Origin of the sequence: Mycobacterium sp. 1245805.9, from assembly GCF_001672915.1 — a bacterium.
Taxonomy (GTDB): Bacteria; Actinomycetota; Actinomycetes; order Mycobacteriales; family Mycobacteriaceae; genus Mycobacterium.
On record NZ_LZKR01000149.1, the window covers coordinates 1 to 18,152 of the forward strand.

Sequence of the window (18,152 nt, forward strand, 5' to 3'; positions counted from 1 at the left end):
CGCCGACCTCGGCCTTGAGTTTGCCGACCATGTCGAGCACCACCGGGTTGTGGGCGTGCGCGGTGTCCACGATCAGCACGTCGACGCCGGCGTCGACCAGCATCATGGCGCGGACCCAGGCGTCGCCGCCGACGCCGACGGCGGCGCCGACCAGCAGCCGCCCGTCGCTGTCCTTGGTGGCCAGCGGGTGCTGTTCGGTCTTGACGAAGTCCTTGACGGTGATCAGCCCGGTCAGCCGGCCGTGCCCGTCGACGACGGGCAGCTTCTCGATCTTGTTGCGGCGCAACAACCCCAGCGCCGCGTCGGCGCTGACGCCCTCCTGGGCGGTGATCAGCGGGGCCTTGGTCATCACCTCGGCGACCTTCTTGGTCTGGTCCACCTCGAAGCGCATGTCGCGGTTGGTGATGATGCCGACCAGCGCGCCGTCGTCGTCGACGACGGGCAGCCCGGAGATCCGGAACCGGGCGCACAGCGCGTCGACCTGAGCCAGCGTGTTGTCGGGGCGGCAGGTGACGGGATCGGTGACCATGCCGGCCTCGGAGCGCTTCACCATCTCGACCTGGCCGGCCTGCTCGGCGACCGGCAGGTTGCGGTGCAGCACCCCCATGCCGCCTGCCCGGGCCATCGCGATCGCCATCCGCGACTCGGTCACGGTGTCCATCGCCGAACTGACCAACGGCACCTTCAGCCTGATCTTCTTGGTCAGCTGGCTGGAGGTGTCCGCGGTGGCCGGGACCACATCGGAGGCCGCCGGCAGCAGCAACACGTCGTCGAACGTCAATCCGAGCATCGCGATTTTGTACGGGTTGTCGCCCCCGGTTGGCATCGGATCGTCGGCCAGTCCGGGGATGTGGGGGTCGCGCAGGTAGGGGCTGGCAACCAGGTCGGAGCTGTCTTCTAAGTGGGACATGCCACGGGACATCGGTGGGGCCCTCCATACGCACGCGGAGTGAGAAGCCCATCCTATCGGCTCGCACGGACACCGGACCCGCTTGCCCGGGCGCCACGCGGCGCGCGTCTCCCTGCTGGCGCGATGACGGCCCGCCTGCGTAGTCTAGAGGCGTGCGTGACCACCTCCCGCCGGGTTTGCCACCCGACCCGTTCGCCGACGACCCCTGCGATCCGTCGGCTGCGCTCGAAGCCGTCGAGCCGGGGCAACCCCTGGATCAGCAAGAGCGGATGGCGGTCGAGGCGGACCTCGCCGATCTTGCCGTGTACGAGGCGCTGCTGGCGCACAAGGGAATTCGCGGGCTCGTGGTGTGCTGCGACGAGTGTCAGCAGGACCACTACCACGACTGGGACATGTTGCGGGCCAACCTGTTGCAACTGCTTATCGACGGCACCGTCCGCCCGCACGAGCCCGCCTACGACCCCGAACCCGACTCCTATGTCACCTGGGATTACTGCCGGGGATACGCCGACGCCTCGCTCAACGAGGCGACGTCAGACGCGGACGGGTTTCACCGCCGCTGAATTAGGGCGTGTCGCCCGGCGCCGCTGAGGACGGCGTGGACGAGTGCCCGTGATGCCGATGCCGCCCCGATGACGGGCTCGTCGTGGGGCTTGCTGACGGACTCGGTTCGGTAGTGCTGGCCGCCGTCGGTCCTGTGGTGCTCGGGCGGGGCGCGGCCGGCGGGGTGGACGACGCGGCCGGCGCCTTGGGCTTCGGCGCGGCCGGTGGCAGCGTCGCGTTCGGGTTGCGCGATTCGACCCGGGTGTTGAGCAGGTTCACCTCGTCCATCAGGTCGTTGCGGCTGGCCCCGTCGTTCATGGACTGCACCGTGCTGCTGACCTCTGCCAGCTGGTTCTGGGCCTGCGTCCACTGGCCCTGGTCGATCATTTGCTGGACCTTGGCCAGCTCGGCCTTGGCCGACAGCTCGATCTGGCTGTCCTTGACGCGCGGCTGGTCGAAGAACATCGCGTGCAGGCCGTACAGCGTGTCGCCGGGCCGGGCCTCGACCACCATGGCGCCGAACCCGCTCAGCACCAACAGCGTCGCGGCCACCGATCCGATCGTGGCCAGGCCGCGGCCCACCCGCCGCCGCTCGGCCAGCCCGGCGTGCAGCGCCCCGACGGCCTCCTCCGGCGAAACCAGCGCGCTGGCCGGCGGCCAGCGCAGGTCGTCGCGCCAGTCGGCCAGCAGGACGGTTAACGCTTCAAAATTGGGGTCGTTGGGGTCGTCCAGGTCGACCGGCCGTCGTTCGGCCAGGGCGTCGAGAAGCAAGTCGGTGCTGGCGAATTCGTCCAGGGATTCAGGCATAGTCACCCGCCGCGACGATTTCGGACTTGAGCCGGGTCAGCGCCCGGTGCTGGGCCACGCGGACCGCCCCCGTCGTGCTGCCGACGGCGGCGGCGGTCTCCTCGGCGGACAGGCCGACGACCACCCGCAGGATCAGGATCTCGCGCTGCTTGGACGGCAGGATCTCGAGCAGCTCGTTCATTCGGCTGACCGAGTCGGCCTCGATGGCCCGTTGCTCCGGACCCGCCTCGGTCGACCAGCGTTCGGGGATGGTCTCGGCGGGGTAGGCGAGGTCACGACCGGCGGCCCGGTGCGCGTCGGCGACCTTGTGGGCCGCGATGCCGTACAGGAAGGCCAGGAACGGGCGTCCCCGCTCGCGATAGCGCGGCAGCGCCGTGATGGTGGCCAAGCACACCTCCTGAGCCACGTCGTCGGCTGTCAGGCCACCCCGTGCGACCGTGCCGACTCGCGCGCGGCAATATCGGACGACGATCGGACGGATGGTCTCCAGCACCTCCCGTAGGGCGTTCCGGTCCCCCGCCACGGCCTCCGCAACCACAGCGTCGAGACGTTCCCCTTGAATTGTCATCGACGGCGGTATCTCCAACGTTACGAACGGGACACATCGCGGGCTAACTAACGCAATGACAATAACGGGCCGAAGGCCGTTTCAAGCGGAACGCCACGCGCCCCCGGCGCGCCGCACCTGGCCTGCGCAGATATCTCGGATTTCACGCAGCTTTTGTGTTGAAAACGTGACACTTTCGATGTCGATCAGCAAGCAAGCCAACGCCCACCGAAGCGGGATCAGGTCCGACCGGCCGGTGGCGTCCAGCGCCGTCTCGGCCACCGCGCGGGCGCGCTCGACGCGGCCGGCGCTGCACAGCGCGGCGGCCAGCACCACGTCGCTCTTGACCCGGTGGCGCACCGACGAGACGGCCATCGCCTCCGCCAGCCGCACGGCCTCTTCGGCGTGGCGCACCGCCGACGCGCCGTCCCCGGAGGCCATCGCCAACTCGGCGGCCACCCATCCCCGGCGCACCGGGAGCCGGTCCGGGACCGCCCCCAACTCCACCCGGCCCAACAGCGTTGCCGCGGCGGCGAACCGGCCGACGCCCAGCGCGTCGGCCGCCAGCCCGATCAGCGCGTCGGCGCGCGCCTCCGCATCCGCGCCGGCCAGCGCGAGCGCGCGGCCGTCCCAGCCGCGCGCCAGTTCGTGCCAGCCGAGCTGGCGCAGGAACGAGCCCTGCGTGCTGTGCGCCAGCGACGTCAACCGGCCGCCCGCAACCGTGCGTCGCAGCACCGCCAGGTCGCGGTAGGCGCTGCCGTAGCGGCCCTGCCCGCCCGCCGCGACGGCCCGCCACCACAGTTGCTGCGGCGTGCTCGCGGCCGGCAGCGGCCATGCTCCGGGTTGCTCCCCGAAGGCGGCGTCGGCCAGTGTGCTGTTAATCACCGAAGTGTGACCAGTTTCAATCACGGTGATAGTAGTAAACACTTCGTGCTGTTCGTGTTACCGAGCTGTTAATCGCCATCCGCCGCGTACTAATTGCTCTCCCCACTTCCCCCCGCGCTGAGCTGGGAAATCACGGTCCGGTCAAGTGCCTGGTAGCACGGTTCTTGGTCAACAAAAGCGTGGCAGATGAACGGCGAGTTAATTCTGCTGCAACGCTTACATATTTTGGCGAGCTAAGTGGCTATTGACGGAAATTCGCCGCCCACCCTAAGTTCTACCTCGACGGGTAGTCATCGGTGACCCCACTCGAAAATCGGTTGCACAATCGCTAGTCCGACGCTTCGCGAACCTGAACTTCTGGGCGTGCCGTGCAGAGAGGGAACGATCCAATGCCACAGCCGGAGCAGCTACCTGGCCCCAACGCCGACATCTGGAACTGGCAACTGCAAGGCCTGTGCCGCGGCGTTGACTCCTCGATGTTCTTCCACCCCGACGGCGAGCGCGGCCGCGCCCGCATGCAGCGCGAGCAGCGCGCCAAGGAGATGTGCCGGCGGTGCCCGGTGATCCAGGAGTGCCGTTCCCACGCGCTGGAAGTTGGTGAGCCGTACGGAGTTTGGGGCGGCCTGTCGGAGTCCGAGCGCGACATGTTGCTGAAGGGCGACATCGGCCGCAACCGCGGGATCCGCCGCTCGGCCTAGTGCACTCCGGCGCCCACCAGGCCGCCGGACACGATCATCACCGCGAGCCACGAGGCGATGCCCGCGCATCCCAGCACTGCGCCGGCGATGGCCAGTCCCCGAGGCTGGCCGTCGCGGTTGGCGCGGTCCAGCGCGACGAACCCCATCGCCCCGCCGACGAGCGAAAAAACGATGCCGAGGCCGCAGTGGGCGTGCAGGAGAAGACCGGCGATGCCCATCATCACCGAGTAGCGCGCCCCCGATTTGACCTGCGCGGACGGCAGTTCCGTAGTCGTCATTGCTTTCCCTCCTGCCTGGTCTCTCGGTCCCGAGCGTGCCGCGCCGGGCTTGGCGGATTCTTCGAGGTTTCTTGGTCCGCCGAATTTGTCGGGTGAACAATCCGCGGCCCCAGCACGTGTCCTAGGGGTGGGCCGCGCGCCGCAGGCCGGCCGTGGCCCGATCGGCGCGTCGTCGAGACCCGCTGCGCCGCGTCGGTTCACCCACTCCACAGGAGGAGTGTCGTGGCTGAACGGTCACACAATCTTTTCGAGCGCACCCGGACCGCCCTTGGACAACAGCGTTGGCTGGACCGCCCGAGCTATCGCCTCGAGCACGCGCTGACGTTCCTCTTCGCGGCCATGGGCCGGCATCGCGATCGGGTCGGCAACGCGCTGCACGGCACGTGGCTCGGCCATCCATTGCATCCGGCGCTGACGTCGGTGCCGACCGGGGCGGTGACCACGACGGTCGCGATGGACGCGGCCAGCCTGCTTCCCGGTCGCACATACCGCGACGCGTCGCGGTTCGCGTTGGCGGTCGGGATCGTCGGTAGCCTCGGCGCGGCCGCCACCGGCGTGACGGACTGGCAGCACACCCACGAAGAGTCGCGACGCATCGGCCTGGTGCACGGCGTGCTGAATGCGGTCGCGACGGGGCTGTACGCGGCGTCGTGGTGGGACCGGGGCCGGGGCCGTCAGCTGCGCGGAATGGTAGGCAGCGCCTTGGGTTACGGCCTCACCCTGGGTAGTGGCTACCTGGGTGGGGCGTTGGTGTTCGGGGCGGCGACCGGTGTCGACCGCTCCGGCGACCGGCTGGCCGGGGACCACTGGACGCCGGTGCTGCCGGCGGCCGCGCCCGCCGCCCCGCCGCGGCGGGTCGAGGTGAATGGCGTCGGAGTGGTGCTGTACCGCAACGACGGCCAGGTGCTCGCCGTCGGTGAGCGCTGCCCGCACCTGGGCGCCCCGATGGGCGACGGCTGGATCGACCGCGATCGCATCGTCTGTCCCTGGCACGGTTCGAGGTTCGCGTGCGAATCCGGGGAGGTGCTGCGCGGACCGGCGACGGCGGCGCTGCCGAGCTACCCCGCGCGCATCCGTGACGGGCTCGTCGAGGTCCGGGGGGCGGCGAAATGAACGCCTACGACGTGCTTTTCGAGCACCACAAGGTGCTGCGCGGACTCTGCGAGAAGATCACGGCAATACCACCGGACACCGACGAACGCCAGGACGCCCTCGACGAGCTGCTGGTCGAGCTCGACATCCACATGCGCATCGAGGACGACCTGTTCTACCCGGCGGTGTCGGCGGCGACCGAGCTCGTCGCGATCGCCCACGCCGAACACCGCCAGGTCTGGGACCAGCTCACAGTGCTGCTGCGCACGGCGCCGACCGCGCCGGAATACGCCGACGAGTGGCGCTCGTTCGTCACCGTGCTGGACGCCCACGCCACCGAGGAAGAACGCGACTTATGCCCGGCCCCAATCGATTTGAGCGCTGACCTGCTCGAGGCGTTGGGAAACCGAATGATCGAGCGCATCGCCGAGTTGCGCCAGTCGAGCATCCACCGGCTCCGCGTCCGCGGGCGCAAGGCCCTGCTCAGCGCGCTGGGAGGCTAGCCGCTCAGAGGTTCGTCGGTGCGCCCAGCGCGCCCGGTGTGCGCGGCGAGCGGCCGGTGAGCAGGTCGTGCATCCGGGTGGCGTCGTGGGCGGCGGCGGTAGCGGCCCGCAGGTGCCACTCTTCGCCGTCTTCGGTGTAGGCGACCATCTGCCGGGCGGCGAAGCTGTAAAGCGATTGGATCATGGGCAGATTCCGCTTGCCCGCCGTGTCGGCTATCCATAGGTAGCTCGACGCCTGCCGGAGCGCTTCACTCAACTGCGGCTCGGAGACCACGCAATCACGCTCGCACACGGTCCGCATGCGGGGCACCGGCCACGGCCCGGCTCATATACCTCTCATATCTTTTCGCGGCGTTTGATATCGGCCCATCGGGGTAGGCCCAGCCCATGAAAAGGGAAATGGCCTTTGCGGTCGCGGCGCTCACCGCGACCATCGCGCCATTGGGCGCCTGCGCAAACCAGGGCGGTAACCCGTCCACCACGTCGCCGTCATCGAGCGCGCAGGCCGGCGCCGAGCGGATGACCACGCAGTTGAAGAGCGCCGACGGCACCCAGGTCGCCAACGCCACCATCGACTTCACCAGCGGCTACGCCACGGTGACGGTGGAGGCGGGCCCGAACCAGGTTCTGACCCAGGGCTTCCACGGCCTGCAGATCCACGCGGTGGGCAAGTGCGAGGGCGGGGACTTCAGCTCCGCCGGGAGCGTCTATCAGGCGCCGGGCCACAGCGGCTACCCGGCCAGCGGCGACCTGACCGCGCTGCAGGTGCGCTCCGACGGCTCGGCGAAACTCGTCACTACCACGAACTCGTTCACCGCCGCGGACCTGCGTAGCAGTTCGGGCACCGCGCTGGTGATCCACCAGGCCGCGGAGAACCTCGGCGGAACCTCGACCGGTGATTCGGGCAAGCGGGTGGCCTGCGGCGTGATCACCGCGGCGGCCGCGACGACGACGTCGTCGACCACGGAGACCACCACCGTCACCACGGTCACCACCGCCGTGCCCCCGCCGTCCACCAGCACCAGCACCAGCACGAGCACCGTCACGGTCACCCCGACCGTCACCACCACGCCGAGCTATACCTGGACGACCCCGCCCAGCCTTCCGCCGCGCTAGCTGAGTCAGCTCGCGCCCGCCGCGATCACCTCGTCAACTTCGAGCGCCCGGTCGGCCATCTCGGCGTGTGCCCTGTCCAGCGCCTCGGCCTGATCCTCGTCGGCCTTCATCAGCGCCTCGATGTCGAAGCCGGCCATGTCGAGGACGCCCATCTCCGTGAAGGCCTTCTGCACCTTGTCTCCCCACAACCCGATGTCCTTGACGATCGGCACGATCCGGCTGAACAGGTGGGAGCGGAACTGGGTCATCAGCGGCGACGTGTCGACCCACTCGGCACACGCTTTGACGTCGAGGCCCAGGGTTTCGAAAACCTCCTCGCCGCGGAACCGGTCGCGCATCAGGTAGCACGCGTCGACGACGAACTCTTCACGCTCATTGCGCTCGGCTTCGGTCAGCGCGGAATAGTAGTCCTTCAACGAGATTCGGCCGAAGGCAACGTGCCGGGCCTCGTCCTGCATGACGTAGGCAAGCACCTGCTTGGCCAGCGAGTCCGGCGCCGCCATGTCACGCAGCACGCCGAACGCGGCGAGTGCGAGCCCTTCGATGAGGACCTGCATGCCGAGATACGGCATGTCCCAACGCGAGTCGCGCAGGGTGTCGTCCAGCAATTGGGTCAGGTTGTTGTTGATCGGGTAGACGAGGCCGACCTTCTCCTGCAGGAACCGCGAGAACGTCTCCACGTGCCGGGCCTCGTCCATGGTCTGGGTGGCCGCGTAGAACTTCGCGTCCAGGTCAGGGACGACCTCGACGATCTTGGCCGCGCACACCAGCGCCCCCTGCTCGCCGTGCAGAAACTGCGAGAACTGCCAGGCCTGGGAGTGCCGGCGCATCTCGGCGCGACGCGTTTCGTCCGCGGCTTCCCACACCGGACTGCCGAACAGCGGATGGAACTCGTCGGGCAGCCCGACCGGGTTGTCGGGGTCGACGTCTTGCGCCCAGTCGATGCGCGACTGGGCATCCCACTGCTTGTCCTTCCCCTTTTGGTACAGCGAAAGGAGCCGGGCGCGACCCTCGTCGTACTCCCAGGTGAAGCGCGCATCGCCGGCACTGGGGACCGTCCACGAGTAGGGCTCGGGTACGTCCGTGTACTTGTCCCTGGTGGTCATGAGATCTCGCCCCTCCGCCCGGTATGACCGGTGGTCATATGACGAGTATCACACTGCACCGTGCATGGCAGCCACGTCAACCATGACGCGTGGGCTAACGCGCTCAGCCGAGACCGAAAACCTCGGGTGTAAGCCCGTCAGCCCTTGCACTGGGGTAGGAAACCGGGGCCGTAACCGCAGTCCAGCGGGCCTTCTAAGACTTGGTTGCCGGCGGCCGGATTGTCATGCCAGGCGTAGTGCCAGTCGTGGCAGACACTCATGTCCCAAGTTATCGGTGCATTGGATGACGGTAGGGGTTTGCCTGGGCACCAACAAGTTTGAGTCGCGCAACCGGGCTGGGCCTGGGCGACACCGGCGGCCAGAGCTACACCCGCCGCCGCGACGGCGCCGGATAGCAGCGCGCCGGCGACGATCTCTTTCAGGTTATGAGCGGTGTTCATGCTGGTCAGTCTGCAGGAGACCACTTGCGAGATCCTTGCGTTCGCAGGCGAATCACCTTCCCCCAGACCGCGGCAGACGGCTCACGAACGCGACGGCTACTGGTTGAACTGATTGAATGTATTTACAGCGGTCTGTCCGCTCCAGAAGGCGTTAGCAAACGGGTTCGGTCCGGGCGTCACTGAAAATCCGGTTAAACCCTGCGGTCCACCGGTCGCGGTAACCGTGGTCCTGAGGCCGAATAAGTCTGCAACTACTTGTAGAAAGCCCCCGGAACTGCTCGCGCGCGCGATGCCCTGAACCGAAGCCACCGTCACGGTCGGTCCGTCGCCGAACAGTGTGTGAGGGACCAGTGTCACGGTTCTCCCCCCGGTCGCTTGCACGCTGTCAGGAGTTGTCGAAACGGAATATTTGAAGCCGGTGTCATAAAAGCCGAAGAAGTTTTCGACCTTTTCCAGCGCGAAATCCTTCGCTAAACTCTTCCCCTCTTCTACCGCCCAGCCTTTGAAATTGTTCCAAGCGCCATTAACGGTGTTTGTAACGTTGTTCCAGGCGTTAGCCAGGGGACTGTCGGCGGCGGCCACCGTGGTCGCCTGACCAGTTCCGACCGCGCTTAGCAACGTCTGCTGAGCGTTTGCGACCTCGGCACTCAGATACTGAGCGGCTCCCCCACTCAACAAGCTCACAAACCGGTCGTGAAACACTGAGGCGTTGGCATTGAGTGCTTGAAATTCTTGGGCTTGTGCACCGAAGAGCTCCGTGATCGCCGCTGACACCTCATCAGCAGCGGGTGCCGCGATCGCAGTTGTCTGGGCCGCGGCAAGCGCATTGGCATTTTTGACGGCAGTGCCAATCTTGTGCAGATCCCCTGCGGCTGCCGCAACGCTGTCCGGCGCAACATCGAGAAACGACATGGACCGAGGACCTCCTGCCAGGAACCGGGGCGGCGATCACCGAAGTGTACAAGGAATGTTCTGATTTGAAATCGGTCGTTTTCAAATCTCTTGCCGACGTTTCAGATGTCGCTAACACGTGCGCTCGCAGGTACTCGGGCCGGGTCTCGTATGTTCCGAACATGGATATCTCATGCGCGTTCGCAACTTCGTCGGACACCCCGGCTCACGTGCAGTTAGCCGAAATGCTCGGCTACAAGCGCGCGTGGCTCTACGACTCGCCGGCGCTCTACCCGGACGTGTGGATGATTCTCAACCGGTGCGCCGAGCGCACGTCGCGCATCGGCCTCGGGCCGGGAGTGCTCGTCCCCAGCCTGCGGCATCCGATGGTCAACGCCGCGGCGATAGCCGAGCTGGCGAGCCAGGCGCCTGGCCGGGTCGCCGTCGCGATCGGCTCGGGTTTTACCGGCCGGATGGCGCTGGGCCAGCGGCCAATGCCGTGGCGGCAGGTGGCCGACTACGTGCGGTGCCTGCGGGATCTTCTCGCCGGCGAAACCGCCGAGTGGGACGGCGCGAAGGTCCGGATGTTGCAGCTGCCCGGCTTCGGGGCGCCGCGGCCGATCACGGTGCCGATACTGATCGGCGCCGACGGCCCGAAAGGGCTGGCCGTTGCGGCGGAGCTCGGCGACGGCGTTTTCTCCGCCGCCGTGCCCCAGCCCGACGCCGCGAAAGTCTCCGACTGGCGGGCACTGCTCTGCTTCGGCACTGTGCTCGACGAAGGCGAGGACCTGACGTCGCCGCGTGCCATCGACGCCGCGGGTCCGGGTGCCGTGGTGATGTATCACGCCGTGTACGAGCGCGGCGGCGCCGCCGCGGTCGACGCCCTGCCCGGTGGGCAAAGCTGGCGCCAGGCGATCGAGGCGTACCCCGCGGACGAGCGGCACCTCGCCATCCACGCGGGACATCTGGTGAAGGCCAATGCGAGCGATGAGCCACATGTTGCGGGCCTGGTGCCGATGGTCAGCTCGATGGCGTTGACCGGACCGGCCGAGGAAATACCGGCAAAAATTGCCGGACTCGCGGCGCGGGACGTCACCGAGATCGTTTACCAGCCAGCAGGATCCGACATCGAACGGGAACTCAAAGCATTCGCGTCCGCCGCCGGGCTGGGCGATTGAGGCTTGCAGACCTCAAACGAACACCCCCGGCGCTCAGGCCGGGGGTGCTTCGTAACCGCTTGACCTAGTGGTGGTGATGACCGTGGCCGTGGTCGTCGTCGGCCTCGGCCGGCTTCTCGACCACCGCCGTCTCGGTGGTGAGCACCATGCGGGCCACCGACGCCGCGTTGACGACGGCCGACCGGGTCACCTTGACCGGGTCGATCACGCCGGCGCCGAGCAGGTCGCCATAGTCGAGCGTCTCGGCGTTCAGGCCCTGCCCGACGGGCAGCTCGCTGACCTTGTTGACGGCGACCGAGCCGTCTAGCCCGGCGTTGGTGGCGATCCAGTACAGGGGCGCCGCCAGGGCCGTGGAGAACACGTCGACGCCGAGCACCTCGTCGCCACTGAGCGTCCCGCGCAGCTCCTGTAAAGCCTTGCGGGCGTGGATGAGTGCCGTTCCGCCGCCGGCGACGATGCCCTCCTCGACGGCGGCCTTCGCGGCCGCAACGGCGTCCTCGACGCTTTCCTTGCGCTCCTTGAGCGCCGTCTCGGTGGCGGCACCGACCTTGATGACGGCCACGCCGCCGGCCAGCTTGGCCAGCCGCTCCTGCAGCTTCTCGCGGTCCCAGTCGGAGTCGCTCTTCTCGATCTCGGCGCGCAGTTGCTTGACGCGGTTGGCGACCGCGTCCTTGGAGCCGCCGCCCTCGACGATGATGGTGTCGTCCTTGCTGACCACCACGCGGCGGGCCGAGCCGAGCACCTCGGCGCCGACCTCGCGCAGCAGCAGGCCGGCGTCGGGGTTGATCACCTGCCCGCCCGTGACCACCGCCAGGTCCTCGAGGAACGCCTTGCGGCGGTCACCGAAGAACGGCGCCTTGACCGCAACGGCCTTCAGCGTCTTGCGGATCGAGTTGACGACCAGCGTCGCCAGGGCCTCGCCCTCGATGTCCTCGGCGACGATCAGCAGCGGCTTGCCCGATTCGGCGACCTTCTCCAGCATCGGCAGCAGGTCGGGCAGCGAGCTGATCTTCTCCTGGTGCAGCAGGATCAGCGGGTCGTCGAGCACGGCCTCCTGCGAGTCGAAGTCGGTGACGAAATACGCCGACAGGAAGCCCTTGTCGAAGCCGACGCCCTCGGTGAACTCGAGCTCGGTGTTCAGGGTCGAGGACTCCTCGACGCTGACGACGCCGTCGGCGCCGACCTTGGTCATGGCCTCGCCCACCAGCTCACCGATGTGCGGATCGCGCGACGACACGGTCGCCACCTGCGCGATTCCCTCTTTGCCGGACACCGGGGTGGCTTCGGCCAGCAGCGCCTCGGACACCGCGTCGCCGGCCTTGCCGATCCCGACGCCCAGCGCGATCGGGTTGGCGCCGGCGGCGACCATGCGCAGCCCGCCCTTGACGAGCGCCTGCGCCAGCACGGTCGCGGTGGTGGTGCCGTCGCCCGCGACGTCGTTGGTCTTGGTGGCCACCGACTTCACCAGCTGGGCGCCCAGGTTCTCGAACGGGTCCTCTAGGTCGATCTCGCGCGCGACGGTGACGCCGTCGTTGGTCACCGCCGGTCCGCCGAATGCCTTGGCAAGCACCACATGCCGGCCGCGCGGGCCCAGCGTCACCCGGACGGCGTCGGCGAGCTTGTTCACGCCGGCCTCCATGGCGCGGCGCGCGGTTTCGTCGTACTCAATAACTTTGCTCATCAGGTTCCTTCATCCGAACGCATGCCGCCCCGGAAATCACCCGCGGCTTGCACGGGGATCGCCGGGGCGGGACACGGTCCTTACTTGGATACGACAGCCAGCACGTCGCGCGCGGACAGGATCAGGTACTCCTCGCCGTTGTACTTGATCTCGGTGCCGCCGTACTTGCTGTAGATGACGGTGTCACCCTCCGAGACGTCCAGCGGGATCCGCTTCTCGCCGTCCTCGTCCCACCGGCCCGGGCCGACTGCGACGACGGTGCCTTCCTGCGGCTTCTCCTTGGCGGTGTCAGGAATGACCAGACCGGACGCGGTCGTGGTCTCGGCCTCGTTGGCCTGCACGAGAATCTTGTCCTCGAGTGGCTTGATGTTCACCTTCGCCACGATTGGAGCCCTCCAATAGTTAGATCGGGTCCGGGGCGGTTGCCCAGGAATTATCAAGGGATTCGGCAGTCGTCCGTGCCCTCGCGCCGTCGTCGCGGGTGCCGACACAGGGGCTCGGCCGATTGCCACCTAGCACTCTATACATGCGAGTGCTAGCACTCAAGGCCGCCCTGCTGCTTCTCGTGTCTTGGCGTGTCCGCGCTGAGCGAACATCAGCCCACCTGGCCTTTTACCACCGGCAGGCCGGGGTCGCTGGGCACGTCGAGCGGCGACGGCGCCGCGCCGGCCGCCACCAGGTGCGCGGCGAAGGCGGCGATCATCGCCCCGTTGTCGGTGCACAGCCGCGGCCGGGGGATGCGCAGCGTCAGGCCGGCGGCCGCGCAGCGCTGGGTGGCCAGCTCCCGCAATCGCGAGTTCGCGGCCACTCCCCCGGCGATCAGCAGCGTCGAGACGCCGAGCTCGGTCGCGGCGCGCACTGCCTTTCCGGTGAGCACGTCGGCGACGGCCTCCTGGAAGCCGGCGGCGATGTCGGGGGTGGTCGCGTCGGGGTGGCTTTCCACGTAGCGGGCGACGGCGGTCTTGAGCCCGGAGAAGCTGAACGCGTACGGGTCGTCGCGGGGACCGGTCATGCCGCGCGGGAACGCGATGGCGTCGGGATCCCCCGTGCGGGCCAGCTCGTCGAGCACCTTGCCGCCGGGATAGCCCAGCCCCAGCAGCCGCGCCACCTTGTCGTAGGCCTCGCCGGCGGCGTCGTCGACGGTGCTGCCCAGCTCGACGATCGGCTCGCCGAGGGAGCGCACGTGCAACAGGTGGGTGTGTCCGCCCGATACCAGCAGCGCCACGCACTCGGGCAGCGGCCCGTGTTCGTAGACGTCGGCGGCCAAATGCCCGCCCAGGTGGTTCACGGCGTAGAACGGCACGTCCCAGGCGGCCGAATACGCCTTGGCCGCAGCCACTCCCACCAGCAGGGCGCCGGCCAGCCCGGGCCCGATCGTGGCGGCAACGACGTCGGGCTTGTCGAGTCCCGCCGTTGCCAGCGCACGGCGCATGGCCGGGCCGAGCGCCTCCAGGTGCGCGCGGGAGGCGATCTCGGGGACGACGCCGCCGAAGCGGACGTGTTCGTCGACGCTGGACGCCACCTCGTCGGCAAGCAGCGTCACGGTGCCGTCCTCGTCGAGGCGCGCGATCCCGACTCCCGTTTCGTCGCAGGAGGTTTCGATGGCCAAGACGATCACTGGACCTCCCGCCGCATCGTGTACGCGTCGGCCCCGCTGACCCGGTAGTAGCGCTTGCGCAGGCCGATCTGCGCGAATCCCGCGCTGCGGTAGAGGCCGATGGCCGCCTCGTTGTCGGTGCGGACCTCCAGGTAGACGACGCCGCCGCCGGCGAAGGCGAGCAGGTCGTCGAGCAGCCGGCGCCCGATGCCCCGGCCCTGATAGGCCGGGTCCACCCCGATGGTGTGCACCTCGTATTCGAACGGCGGGATGCGGCCCAACCGCGCGATGCCGGCGTAGCCGACCAGGGTGCCGCCGACGCGGGCGGCTGCGTAGTGGTTGTGCTTGGCGGCCAGCTCGCGGTTGAACGCCACCGCGGGCCAGGGGTCGTCGCCGTCGAACAGCATCGCCTCCAGCTCGGCGCAGCGCTGCGCGTCCGCGGGCGTCAACGCGCCGATGGTCACGGGCTCGTCGCCGGCCGTCATCGGGGTGCCGCCAGGGGCTTGGCGTCGGGGCGGCGCAGGTACAACGCGACCAGCGGCGCCGGGTCGGCCGTCCAATCCGGCACGGCCGCCACCAGGCCGGCGGGCGTGGGGTGGGCGGGCCCGCGCACGGGCAGGCCGAACAGCGCGGCGTGTTCGGGCGAGCCGGCCACCGCAACGGCGCTGCCGGGGTCGACGTCGGCGGGCGCGTCGACAGCCGGGCCGTGGGTGCGGACTCCGTCGCGGTAGCGCGCCCAATACACCTCGCGGCGGCGGGCGTCGGTGACCACCAGCACGTCGCCGCTGGTGCGCACCCCGATGGCGTCCAGGCTGCACACCCCGCGCACGGGGATGCCCAGCGCGTGCCCGTACGCAGCGGCGGTCGCCATCCCGGCCCGCAGGCCGGTGAACGGGCCGGGTCCGCAGCCCACCACGACGGCGTCGAGGTCGGCCATGGTCAACCCGGCGTCGGCCAGCGCCGCCAGCGCGTTGGGGGTCAGCCGCTCGGCGTGCGCGCGGGCGTCGTGCGTGACCCGCTCGGCCAGCACCGCCAGGTCCTCGAGCCGAACGACGCCCGCCGTCACGGCGGGGGTGGCGGTGTCGAGCGCAAGCACGTTCACGCGCGGCCCCACTCCCAGGTCGCGATCCGCACGTCGGAGTGGCTGACGCGCTCCAGCCGGACGTCGAGGTGCCGCTCCGAAAGCCGTTCGGCCAGGCCCTCGCCCCACTCGACCACGACGACGGCGTCGTCGAGATCGGTGTCGAGGTCCAGTGAGTCGAGTTCGCCCAGCAGGTCGGCGCCGCGGTGGTCCAGCAGCCGGTACATGTCAACGTGAATCATCGCGGGCGCGCCGGGCCGCCGCGGCGGGTGCACCCGCGCCAGCACGTACGACGGCGACGTGACCGGGCCGTCGACGTCCATCGCCGCGGCGATCCCCTTGGCCAGCACCGTCTTTCCCGCGCCGAGCGGACCGGAGAGCACCACCACGTCGCCCGCCCGCAGCTGCCGGCCCAGCCGCGAGCCCAGCGCGACGGTGTCCTCGACCCGCTCGCAGGTGGCAGTGCCCTGTGCGTCAGTCACGGCGCCGCAACCTTTCCCGCAGTCGCCGGTAGCGCAGCGCCATCTCGCTTGGGACGGCCCGGTGGACGAGCCGGACCAGCCCGTCGTTGATGGCCTCGGGCTTGTCAAGCAGCGCCAGGTGGCTGGCCCCGGCGACGATGACCAGCTCCGAGCGCGGCAGCGAGGCCGCCATCTTCCGCGAGTATTCGTCCGGGGTGAGCAGGTCATGGTCGCCGCACGCGATCAGGGTCGGCACCTTGAGCAACGTCCACAGCCCGGCCGTCTCGTCGTGTTTTTCCAGGGCGTCGAGAAAACCGACCATGGTGTCGATCGGCGTGCCGTTCATCATCCGCTGGGAGAACGCGTCCAGGCTGGGGCTGACCTGCAGGTCGCTATAGGAGGCGGCCCGCAGGATCGGGCCGATCAGCGATCGCGACACGTTACGGCCGCGGTGCATCAGCTTGGGCGCGGAGCGGGCGGTGAACCGAAAGGCGTCCAGCGCAGGGTTTTTCAGGATCTCGCCCAGCGGCGATCGTGTCACGCCCTCGGCCGCGGAGGAGATGATCGCGGCGCCGACGATCCGGCCGCCGTACTGGCCGGGAAACTGGCGCGCGTGCGACAGCACCGTCATGCCGCCCATCGAATGGCCGACCAGCACGACCACCCCTTTGGGCGCGACGGCCCGCAGCACGGTGTCCAGGTCCTCGCCCAGTTGGGTGAGGTTGTAGGTCTCGCGCGCCCCGGCGCTGGATCGCCCATGACCGCGCTGGTCGTAGAACACCATCCGGACGGGCGGGGCCAACCGATTCGGCAGCCGGGTGCGCTGGAAATGGAAGGCGCCCATGCGCAAGCAGAATCCGTGGACGAAGACCATGGTCACCCGCGCATCGGCCGGGCCGGCCTCGCGGACGGCCAGCGTCACCCCGTCGGGCGTTGTCACCACGTAGGCGCGGTCGTGGTCGATCGTCTCGAAATCCTCGTCGGCGTAAGGGTCTTCGAGCAGGGTCGCGCGCTGGGTCATCGACCGGCGGGCGGAGGCTCCGACGATGGTGGCGACGGCGGTCACCCCGGCCCCTCCCGCAAGCCAGGCACGGTTCCTCCGGCGCCTGCGGGTTTTGTCAGGGCTCAATTGTGTCGGCCTCGCGATAGGTTCGGGTGATCCGCCCGCGCGGGCTGGTGACCACTTCGTAGTGGATGGTGCCGAGCAGGTCGGCCCACTCTTGTGCGGTGGGCTCGCCCCGGGTGCCGGGTCCGGACAGGATCGCCTCGTCGCCCTCGGTCACGTCGACCGGCCCGGGGCCGAGGTCGACGACGAACTGGTCCATGCAGATCCGTCCCGCACCCGGGCGTCGCCTGCCGTTGATCAGCACCTCCAGGCGCCCGCCCAGGGAGCGGAACACGCCGTCGGCGTACCCGATCGGCATCAGCGCCAGACTGGTGTCCCGTTGCGCGGTCCAGGTGTGCCCGTAGGACACGCTCTCGCCGGCGCGAATCGATTTGACCAGCGCGACAGCGCATTTCACCGTCATCGCCGGGACCAACCCCATGTCACCGAGCTGGGGCACCGGGCTCAGGCCGTACACCGCGATGCCGGGTCGCACCAGGTCGAAGGCCAGGTCGGGGCGCGACATCGTGGCCGAAGAATTGGCCAGGTGCGCAACCTCGAACCGCACGCCCTCGGCGCGCGCCCGCGCCAGCATGTCGGAAAACCGTTGGGCCTGAACGTCGTTGATGGGATTCTCGGGCTGGTCGGCGAACACCATGTGCGACATCAGCCCGCGCAGCCGGATGACGTCCTCGGCGACGGCCTGGCGCAGCGCGGTCAGCATCGCCGGGTAGTTCGCCGGGGCGACGCCGTTGCGGTTGAGCCCCGTGTCGACCTTGACGGTCACCGTCGCCGTGCGCCCCGTGCGGCGCACCGCGTCGGTCACCTCGTCGAGCTGGCGCACCGAGGACACGGCGATCTCCACGTCGGCCAGCAGCGCGGGGCCGAAGTCGATGCCGGGCGGATGCAGCCACGCCAGCACCGGCGCGGTGATGCCGTCGGCGCGCAAGGCCAGCGCCTCGTCGACGGTGGCGACCCCCAGCTCGGCCGCCCCCGCCGCCAGCGCCGCGCGGGCGACCCGCGTCGCGCCGTGGCCGTAGCCGTCGGCCTTGACCACGGCCATCACCCCCGCGCCGCCGGCGTGCTCGCGCAGCACCCGCACGTTGTGCGCGATCGCACCCAGGTCCACCACGGCCTCGGCGAGGACCCCGGGCGTCAGGGATATCGGCGTAACTGCCACGGCCGCCATTGTCCCAGAACCCGAAAAGTGCCGCGAAGGTGCAAGTACCGACG

General features: G+C 69.1%; 23 protein-coding genes. 6 read left to right on the forward strand and 17 right to left on the reverse strand.

Translation table 11 applies throughout. The features are described 5' to 3' along the window. The coding region (locus A9X00_RS19750; RefSeq protein WP_156772192.1) for an IMP dehydrogenase at window positions 1-922 on the reverse strand (922 nt) is incomplete at its 3' end. Between the two features lie 140 nt (window positions 923-1,062). Between A9X00_RS19750 and A9X00_RS19755 the strand changes: the two genes are divergently transcribed. Continuing rightward, entirely contained in the window at window positions 1,063-1,473 is a 411-nt protein-coding gene (locus A9X00_RS19755) for a DUF5319 domain-containing protein (protein ID WP_066933952.1), read from the forward strand. 1 nt (window position 1,474) lies between these two features. Here the strand turns inward: A9X00_RS19755 and A9X00_RS19760 are convergent, their stop codons facing one another. The 3 genes from A9X00_RS19760 to A9X00_RS19770 all read right to left on the reverse strand — a co-directional run bounded on the left by A9X00_RS19760 (window position 1,475) and on the right by A9X00_RS19770 (window position 3,716). Next, on the reverse strand, window positions 1,475-2,260 hold the full coding sequence (locus A9X00_RS19760) for an anti-sigma-D factor RsdA (protein WP_082975397.1): 786 nt from the start codon (window positions 2,258-2,260) through the stop codon (window positions 1,475-1,477). Further along, entirely contained in the window at window positions 2,253-2,828 is a 576-nt protein-coding gene (locus A9X00_RS19765) for a sigma-70 family RNA polymerase sigma factor (protein WP_082975398.1), read from the reverse strand. Before A9X00_RS19765 ends, A9X00_RS19760 begins: the two co-directional genes overlap by 8 nt. A gap of 81 nt (window positions 2,829-2,909) precedes the next feature. Beyond that, the gene (locus A9X00_RS19770; RefSeq protein WP_067157186.1) at window positions 2,910-3,716 is read right to left on the reverse strand and encodes a lipopolysaccharide assembly protein LapB; all 807 of its coding nucleotides are present in this window, start codon (window positions 3,714-3,716) and stop codon (window positions 2,910-2,912) included. A 365-nt stretch (window positions 3,717-4,081) separates the two neighbouring features. On the opposite strand from A9X00_RS19770, the gene A9X00_RS19775 reads away from it, so the two are divergent. Next, on the forward strand, window positions 4,082-4,390 hold the full coding sequence (locus A9X00_RS19775) for a WhiB family transcriptional regulator (RefSeq protein WP_067009583.1): 309 nt from the start codon (window positions 4,082-4,084) through the stop codon (window positions 4,388-4,390). Here the strand turns inward: A9X00_RS19775 and A9X00_RS19780 are convergent. Continuing rightward, window positions 4,387-4,668, reverse strand: a complete 282-nt coding sequence (locus tag A9X00_RS19780) for a DUF4190 domain-containing protein (protein WP_067157188.1) — start codon at window positions 4,666-4,668, stop codon at window positions 4,387-4,389. The two genes, A9X00_RS19775 and A9X00_RS19780, sit on opposite strands and share 4 nt — an antisense overlap. A gap of 339 nt (window positions 4,669-5,007) precedes the next feature. Here A9X00_RS19780 and A9X00_RS19785 point away from each other — a divergent pair, with 339 nt between their 5' ends. Both A9X00_RS19785 and A9X00_RS19790 read left to right on the forward strand, forming a co-directional pair. Next, window positions 5,008-5,781 (forward strand): Rieske 2Fe-2S domain-containing protein, encoded by a 774-nt coding sequence (locus A9X00_RS19785; protein ID WP_232006888.1) that lies wholly within the window; start codon window positions 5,008-5,010, stop codon window positions 5,779-5,781. Next, the gene (locus A9X00_RS19790; RefSeq protein ID WP_067157192.1) at window positions 5,778-6,263 is read left to right on the forward strand and encodes a hemerythrin domain-containing protein; all 486 of its coding nucleotides are present in this window, start codon (window positions 5,778-5,780) and stop codon (window positions 6,261-6,263) included. Before A9X00_RS19785 ends, A9X00_RS19790 begins: the two co-directional genes overlap by 4 nt. Before the next feature lie 4 nt (window positions 6,264-6,267). On the opposite strand, the gene A9X00_RS19795 is transcribed toward A9X00_RS19790, so the two are convergent. Next, complete coding sequence (locus tag A9X00_RS19795; RefSeq protein WP_156772194.1) at window positions 6,268-6,519, reverse strand: hypothetical protein; 252 nt, start codon at window positions 6,517-6,519, stop codon at window positions 6,268-6,270. 131 nt (window positions 6,520-6,650) lie between these two features. Between A9X00_RS19795 and A9X00_RS19800 the strand changes: the two genes are divergently transcribed. After that, a complete protein-coding gene (locus A9X00_RS19800; RefSeq protein ID WP_067157197.1) occupies window positions 6,651-7,379 on the forward strand; it encodes a superoxide dismutase family protein in 729 nt (242 codons plus the stop codon). A gap of 5 nt (window positions 7,380-7,384) precedes the next feature. On the opposite strand, the gene A9X00_RS19805 is transcribed toward A9X00_RS19800, so the two are convergent. The 3 genes from A9X00_RS19805 to A9X00_RS32545 form a co-directional block, all read right to left on the reverse strand. Continuing rightward, complete coding sequence (locus tag A9X00_RS19805) at window positions 7,385-8,485, reverse strand: ferritin-like domain-containing protein (protein ID WP_067157200.1); 1,101 nt, start codon at window positions 8,483-8,485, stop codon at window positions 7,385-7,387. 137 nt (window positions 8,486-8,622) lie between these two features. After that, entirely contained in the window at window positions 8,623-8,925 is a 303-nt protein-coding gene (locus tag A9X00_RS30850) for a hypothetical protein (RefSeq protein ID WP_156772195.1), read from the reverse strand. Window positions 8,926-9,021: 96 nt separating this feature from the next. After that, complete coding sequence (locus tag A9X00_RS32545) at window positions 9,022-9,837, reverse strand: PE family protein (protein ID WP_082975399.1); 816 nt, start codon at window positions 9,835-9,837, stop codon at window positions 9,022-9,024. Between the two features lie 161 nt (window positions 9,838-9,998). Here A9X00_RS32545 and A9X00_RS19810 point away from each other — a divergent pair, with 161 nt between their 5' ends. Further along, complete coding sequence (locus A9X00_RS19810; protein ID WP_067157203.1) at window positions 9,999-10,994, forward strand: LLM class flavin-dependent oxidoreductase; 996 nt, start codon at window positions 9,999-10,001, stop codon at window positions 10,992-10,994. 64 nt (window positions 10,995-11,058) lie between these two features. Here the strand turns inward: A9X00_RS19810 and groL are convergent, their stop codons facing one another. The 8 genes from groL to alr all read right to left on the reverse strand — a co-directional run bounded on the left by groL (window position 11,059) and on the right by alr (window position 18,099). Then, window positions 11,059-12,675, reverse strand: coding sequence for a chaperonin GroEL (gene groL, locus A9X00_RS19815; RefSeq protein ID WP_067157205.1), 1,617 nt, complete (start codon window positions 12,673-12,675; stop codon window positions 11,059-11,061). 80 nt (window positions 12,676-12,755) lie between these two features. Beyond that, entirely contained in the window at window positions 12,756-13,058 is a 303-nt protein-coding gene (groES, locus tag A9X00_RS19820; protein ID WP_007167930.1) for a co-chaperone GroES, read from the reverse strand. 212 nt (window positions 13,059-13,270) lie between these two features. Beyond that, on the reverse strand, window positions 13,271-14,293 hold the full coding sequence (tsaD, locus tag A9X00_RS19825) for a tRNA (adenosine(37)-N6)-threonylcarbamoyltransferase complex transferase subunit TsaD (protein WP_067157208.1): 1,023 nt from the start codon (window positions 14,291-14,293) through the stop codon (window positions 13,271-13,273). Continuing rightward, window positions 14,290-14,757, reverse strand: a complete 468-nt coding sequence (gene rimI, locus A9X00_RS19830; protein ID WP_067157211.1) for a ribosomal protein S18-alanine N-acetyltransferase — start codon at window positions 14,755-14,757, stop codon at window positions 14,290-14,292. The genes tsaD and rimI overlap by 4 nt, the downstream gene beginning before the upstream one ends. Beyond that, window positions 14,754-15,392, reverse strand: coding sequence for a tRNA (adenosine(37)-N6)-threonylcarbamoyltransferase complex dimerization subunit type 1 TsaB (gene tsaB / locus A9X00_RS19835; RefSeq protein WP_156772196.1), 639 nt, complete (start codon window positions 15,390-15,392; stop codon window positions 14,754-14,756). Before tsaB ends, rimI begins: the two co-directional genes overlap by 4 nt. Next, window positions 15,371-15,835: a tRNA (adenosine(37)-N6)-threonylcarbamoyltransferase complex ATPase subunit type 1 TsaE gene (tsaE, locus tag A9X00_RS19840; protein WP_067157217.1), complete on the reverse strand. Its 465-nt coding sequence runs from the start codon at window positions 15,833-15,835 to the stop codon at window positions 15,371-15,373. The genes tsaB and tsaE overlap by 22 nt, the downstream gene beginning before the upstream one ends. Beyond that, window positions 15,828-16,880, reverse strand: coding sequence for an alpha/beta fold hydrolase (locus A9X00_RS19845; protein WP_197515214.1), 1,053 nt, complete (start codon window positions 16,878-16,880; stop codon window positions 15,828-15,830). Before A9X00_RS19845 ends, tsaE begins: the two co-directional genes overlap by 8 nt. Before the next feature lie 52 nt (window positions 16,881-16,932). Further along, on the reverse strand, window positions 16,933-18,099 hold the full coding sequence (gene alr / locus A9X00_RS19850; RefSeq protein WP_197515215.1) for an alanine racemase: 1,167 nt from the start codon (window positions 18,097-18,099) through the stop codon (window positions 16,933-16,935). Between the last annotated feature and the right edge of the window lie 53 nt (window positions 18,100-18,152).

Excerpts from the sequence above, each read along its gene's own strand:
- A9X00_RS19760 (WP_082975397.1), bottom strand. The coding sequence starts at position 2,260 with ATGCCTGAATCCCTGGACGAATTCGCCAGCACCGACTTGCTTCTCGAC.
- A9X00_RS19765 (WP_082975398.1), bottom strand. The coding sequence starts at position 2,828 with ATGACAATTCAAGGGGAACGTCTCGACGCTGTGGTTGCGGAGGCCGTG.
- A9X00_RS19775 (WP_067009583.1), top strand. The coding sequence starts at position 4,082 with ATGCCACAGCCGGAGCAGCTACCTGGCCCCAACGCCGACATCTGGAAC.
- A9X00_RS19780 (WP_067157188.1), bottom strand. The coding sequence starts at position 4,668 with ATGACGACTACGGAACTGCCGTCCGCGCAGGTCAAATCGGGGGCGCGC.
- A9X00_RS19785 (WP_232006888.1), top strand. The coding sequence starts at position 5,008 with ATGGGCCGGCATCGCGATCGGGTCGGCAACGCGCTGCACGGCACGTGG.
- A9X00_RS19790 (WP_067157192.1), top strand. The coding sequence starts at position 5,778 with ATGAACGCCTACGACGTGCTTTTCGAGCACCACAAGGTGCTGCGCGGA.
- A9X00_RS19800 (WP_067157197.1), top strand. The coding sequence starts at position 6,651 with ATGAAAAGGGAAATGGCCTTTGCGGTCGCGGCGCTCACCGCGACCATC.
- A9X00_RS19805 (WP_067157200.1), bottom strand. The coding sequence starts at position 8,485 with ATGACCACCAGGGACAAGTACACGGACGTACCCGAGCCCTACTCGTGG.
- A9X00_RS30850 (WP_156772195.1), bottom strand. The coding sequence starts at position 8,925 with ATGAACACCGCTCATAACCTGAAAGAGATCGTCGCCGGCGCGCTGCTA.
- A9X00_RS32545 (WP_082975399.1), bottom strand. The coding sequence starts at position 9,837 with ATGTCGTTTCTCGATGTTGCGCCGGACAGCGTTGCGGCAGCCGCAGGG.
- A9X00_RS19810 (WP_067157203.1), top strand. The coding sequence starts at position 9,999 with ATGGATATCTCATGCGCGTTCGCAACTTCGTCGGACACCCCGGCTCAC.
- groL (WP_067157205.1), bottom strand. The coding sequence starts at position 12,675 with ATGAGCAAAGTTATTGAGTACGACGAAACCGCGCGCCGCGCCATGGAG.
- rimI (WP_067157211.1), bottom strand. The coding sequence starts at position 14,757 with ATGACGGCCGGCGACGAGCCCGTGACCATCGGCGCGTTGACGCCCGCG.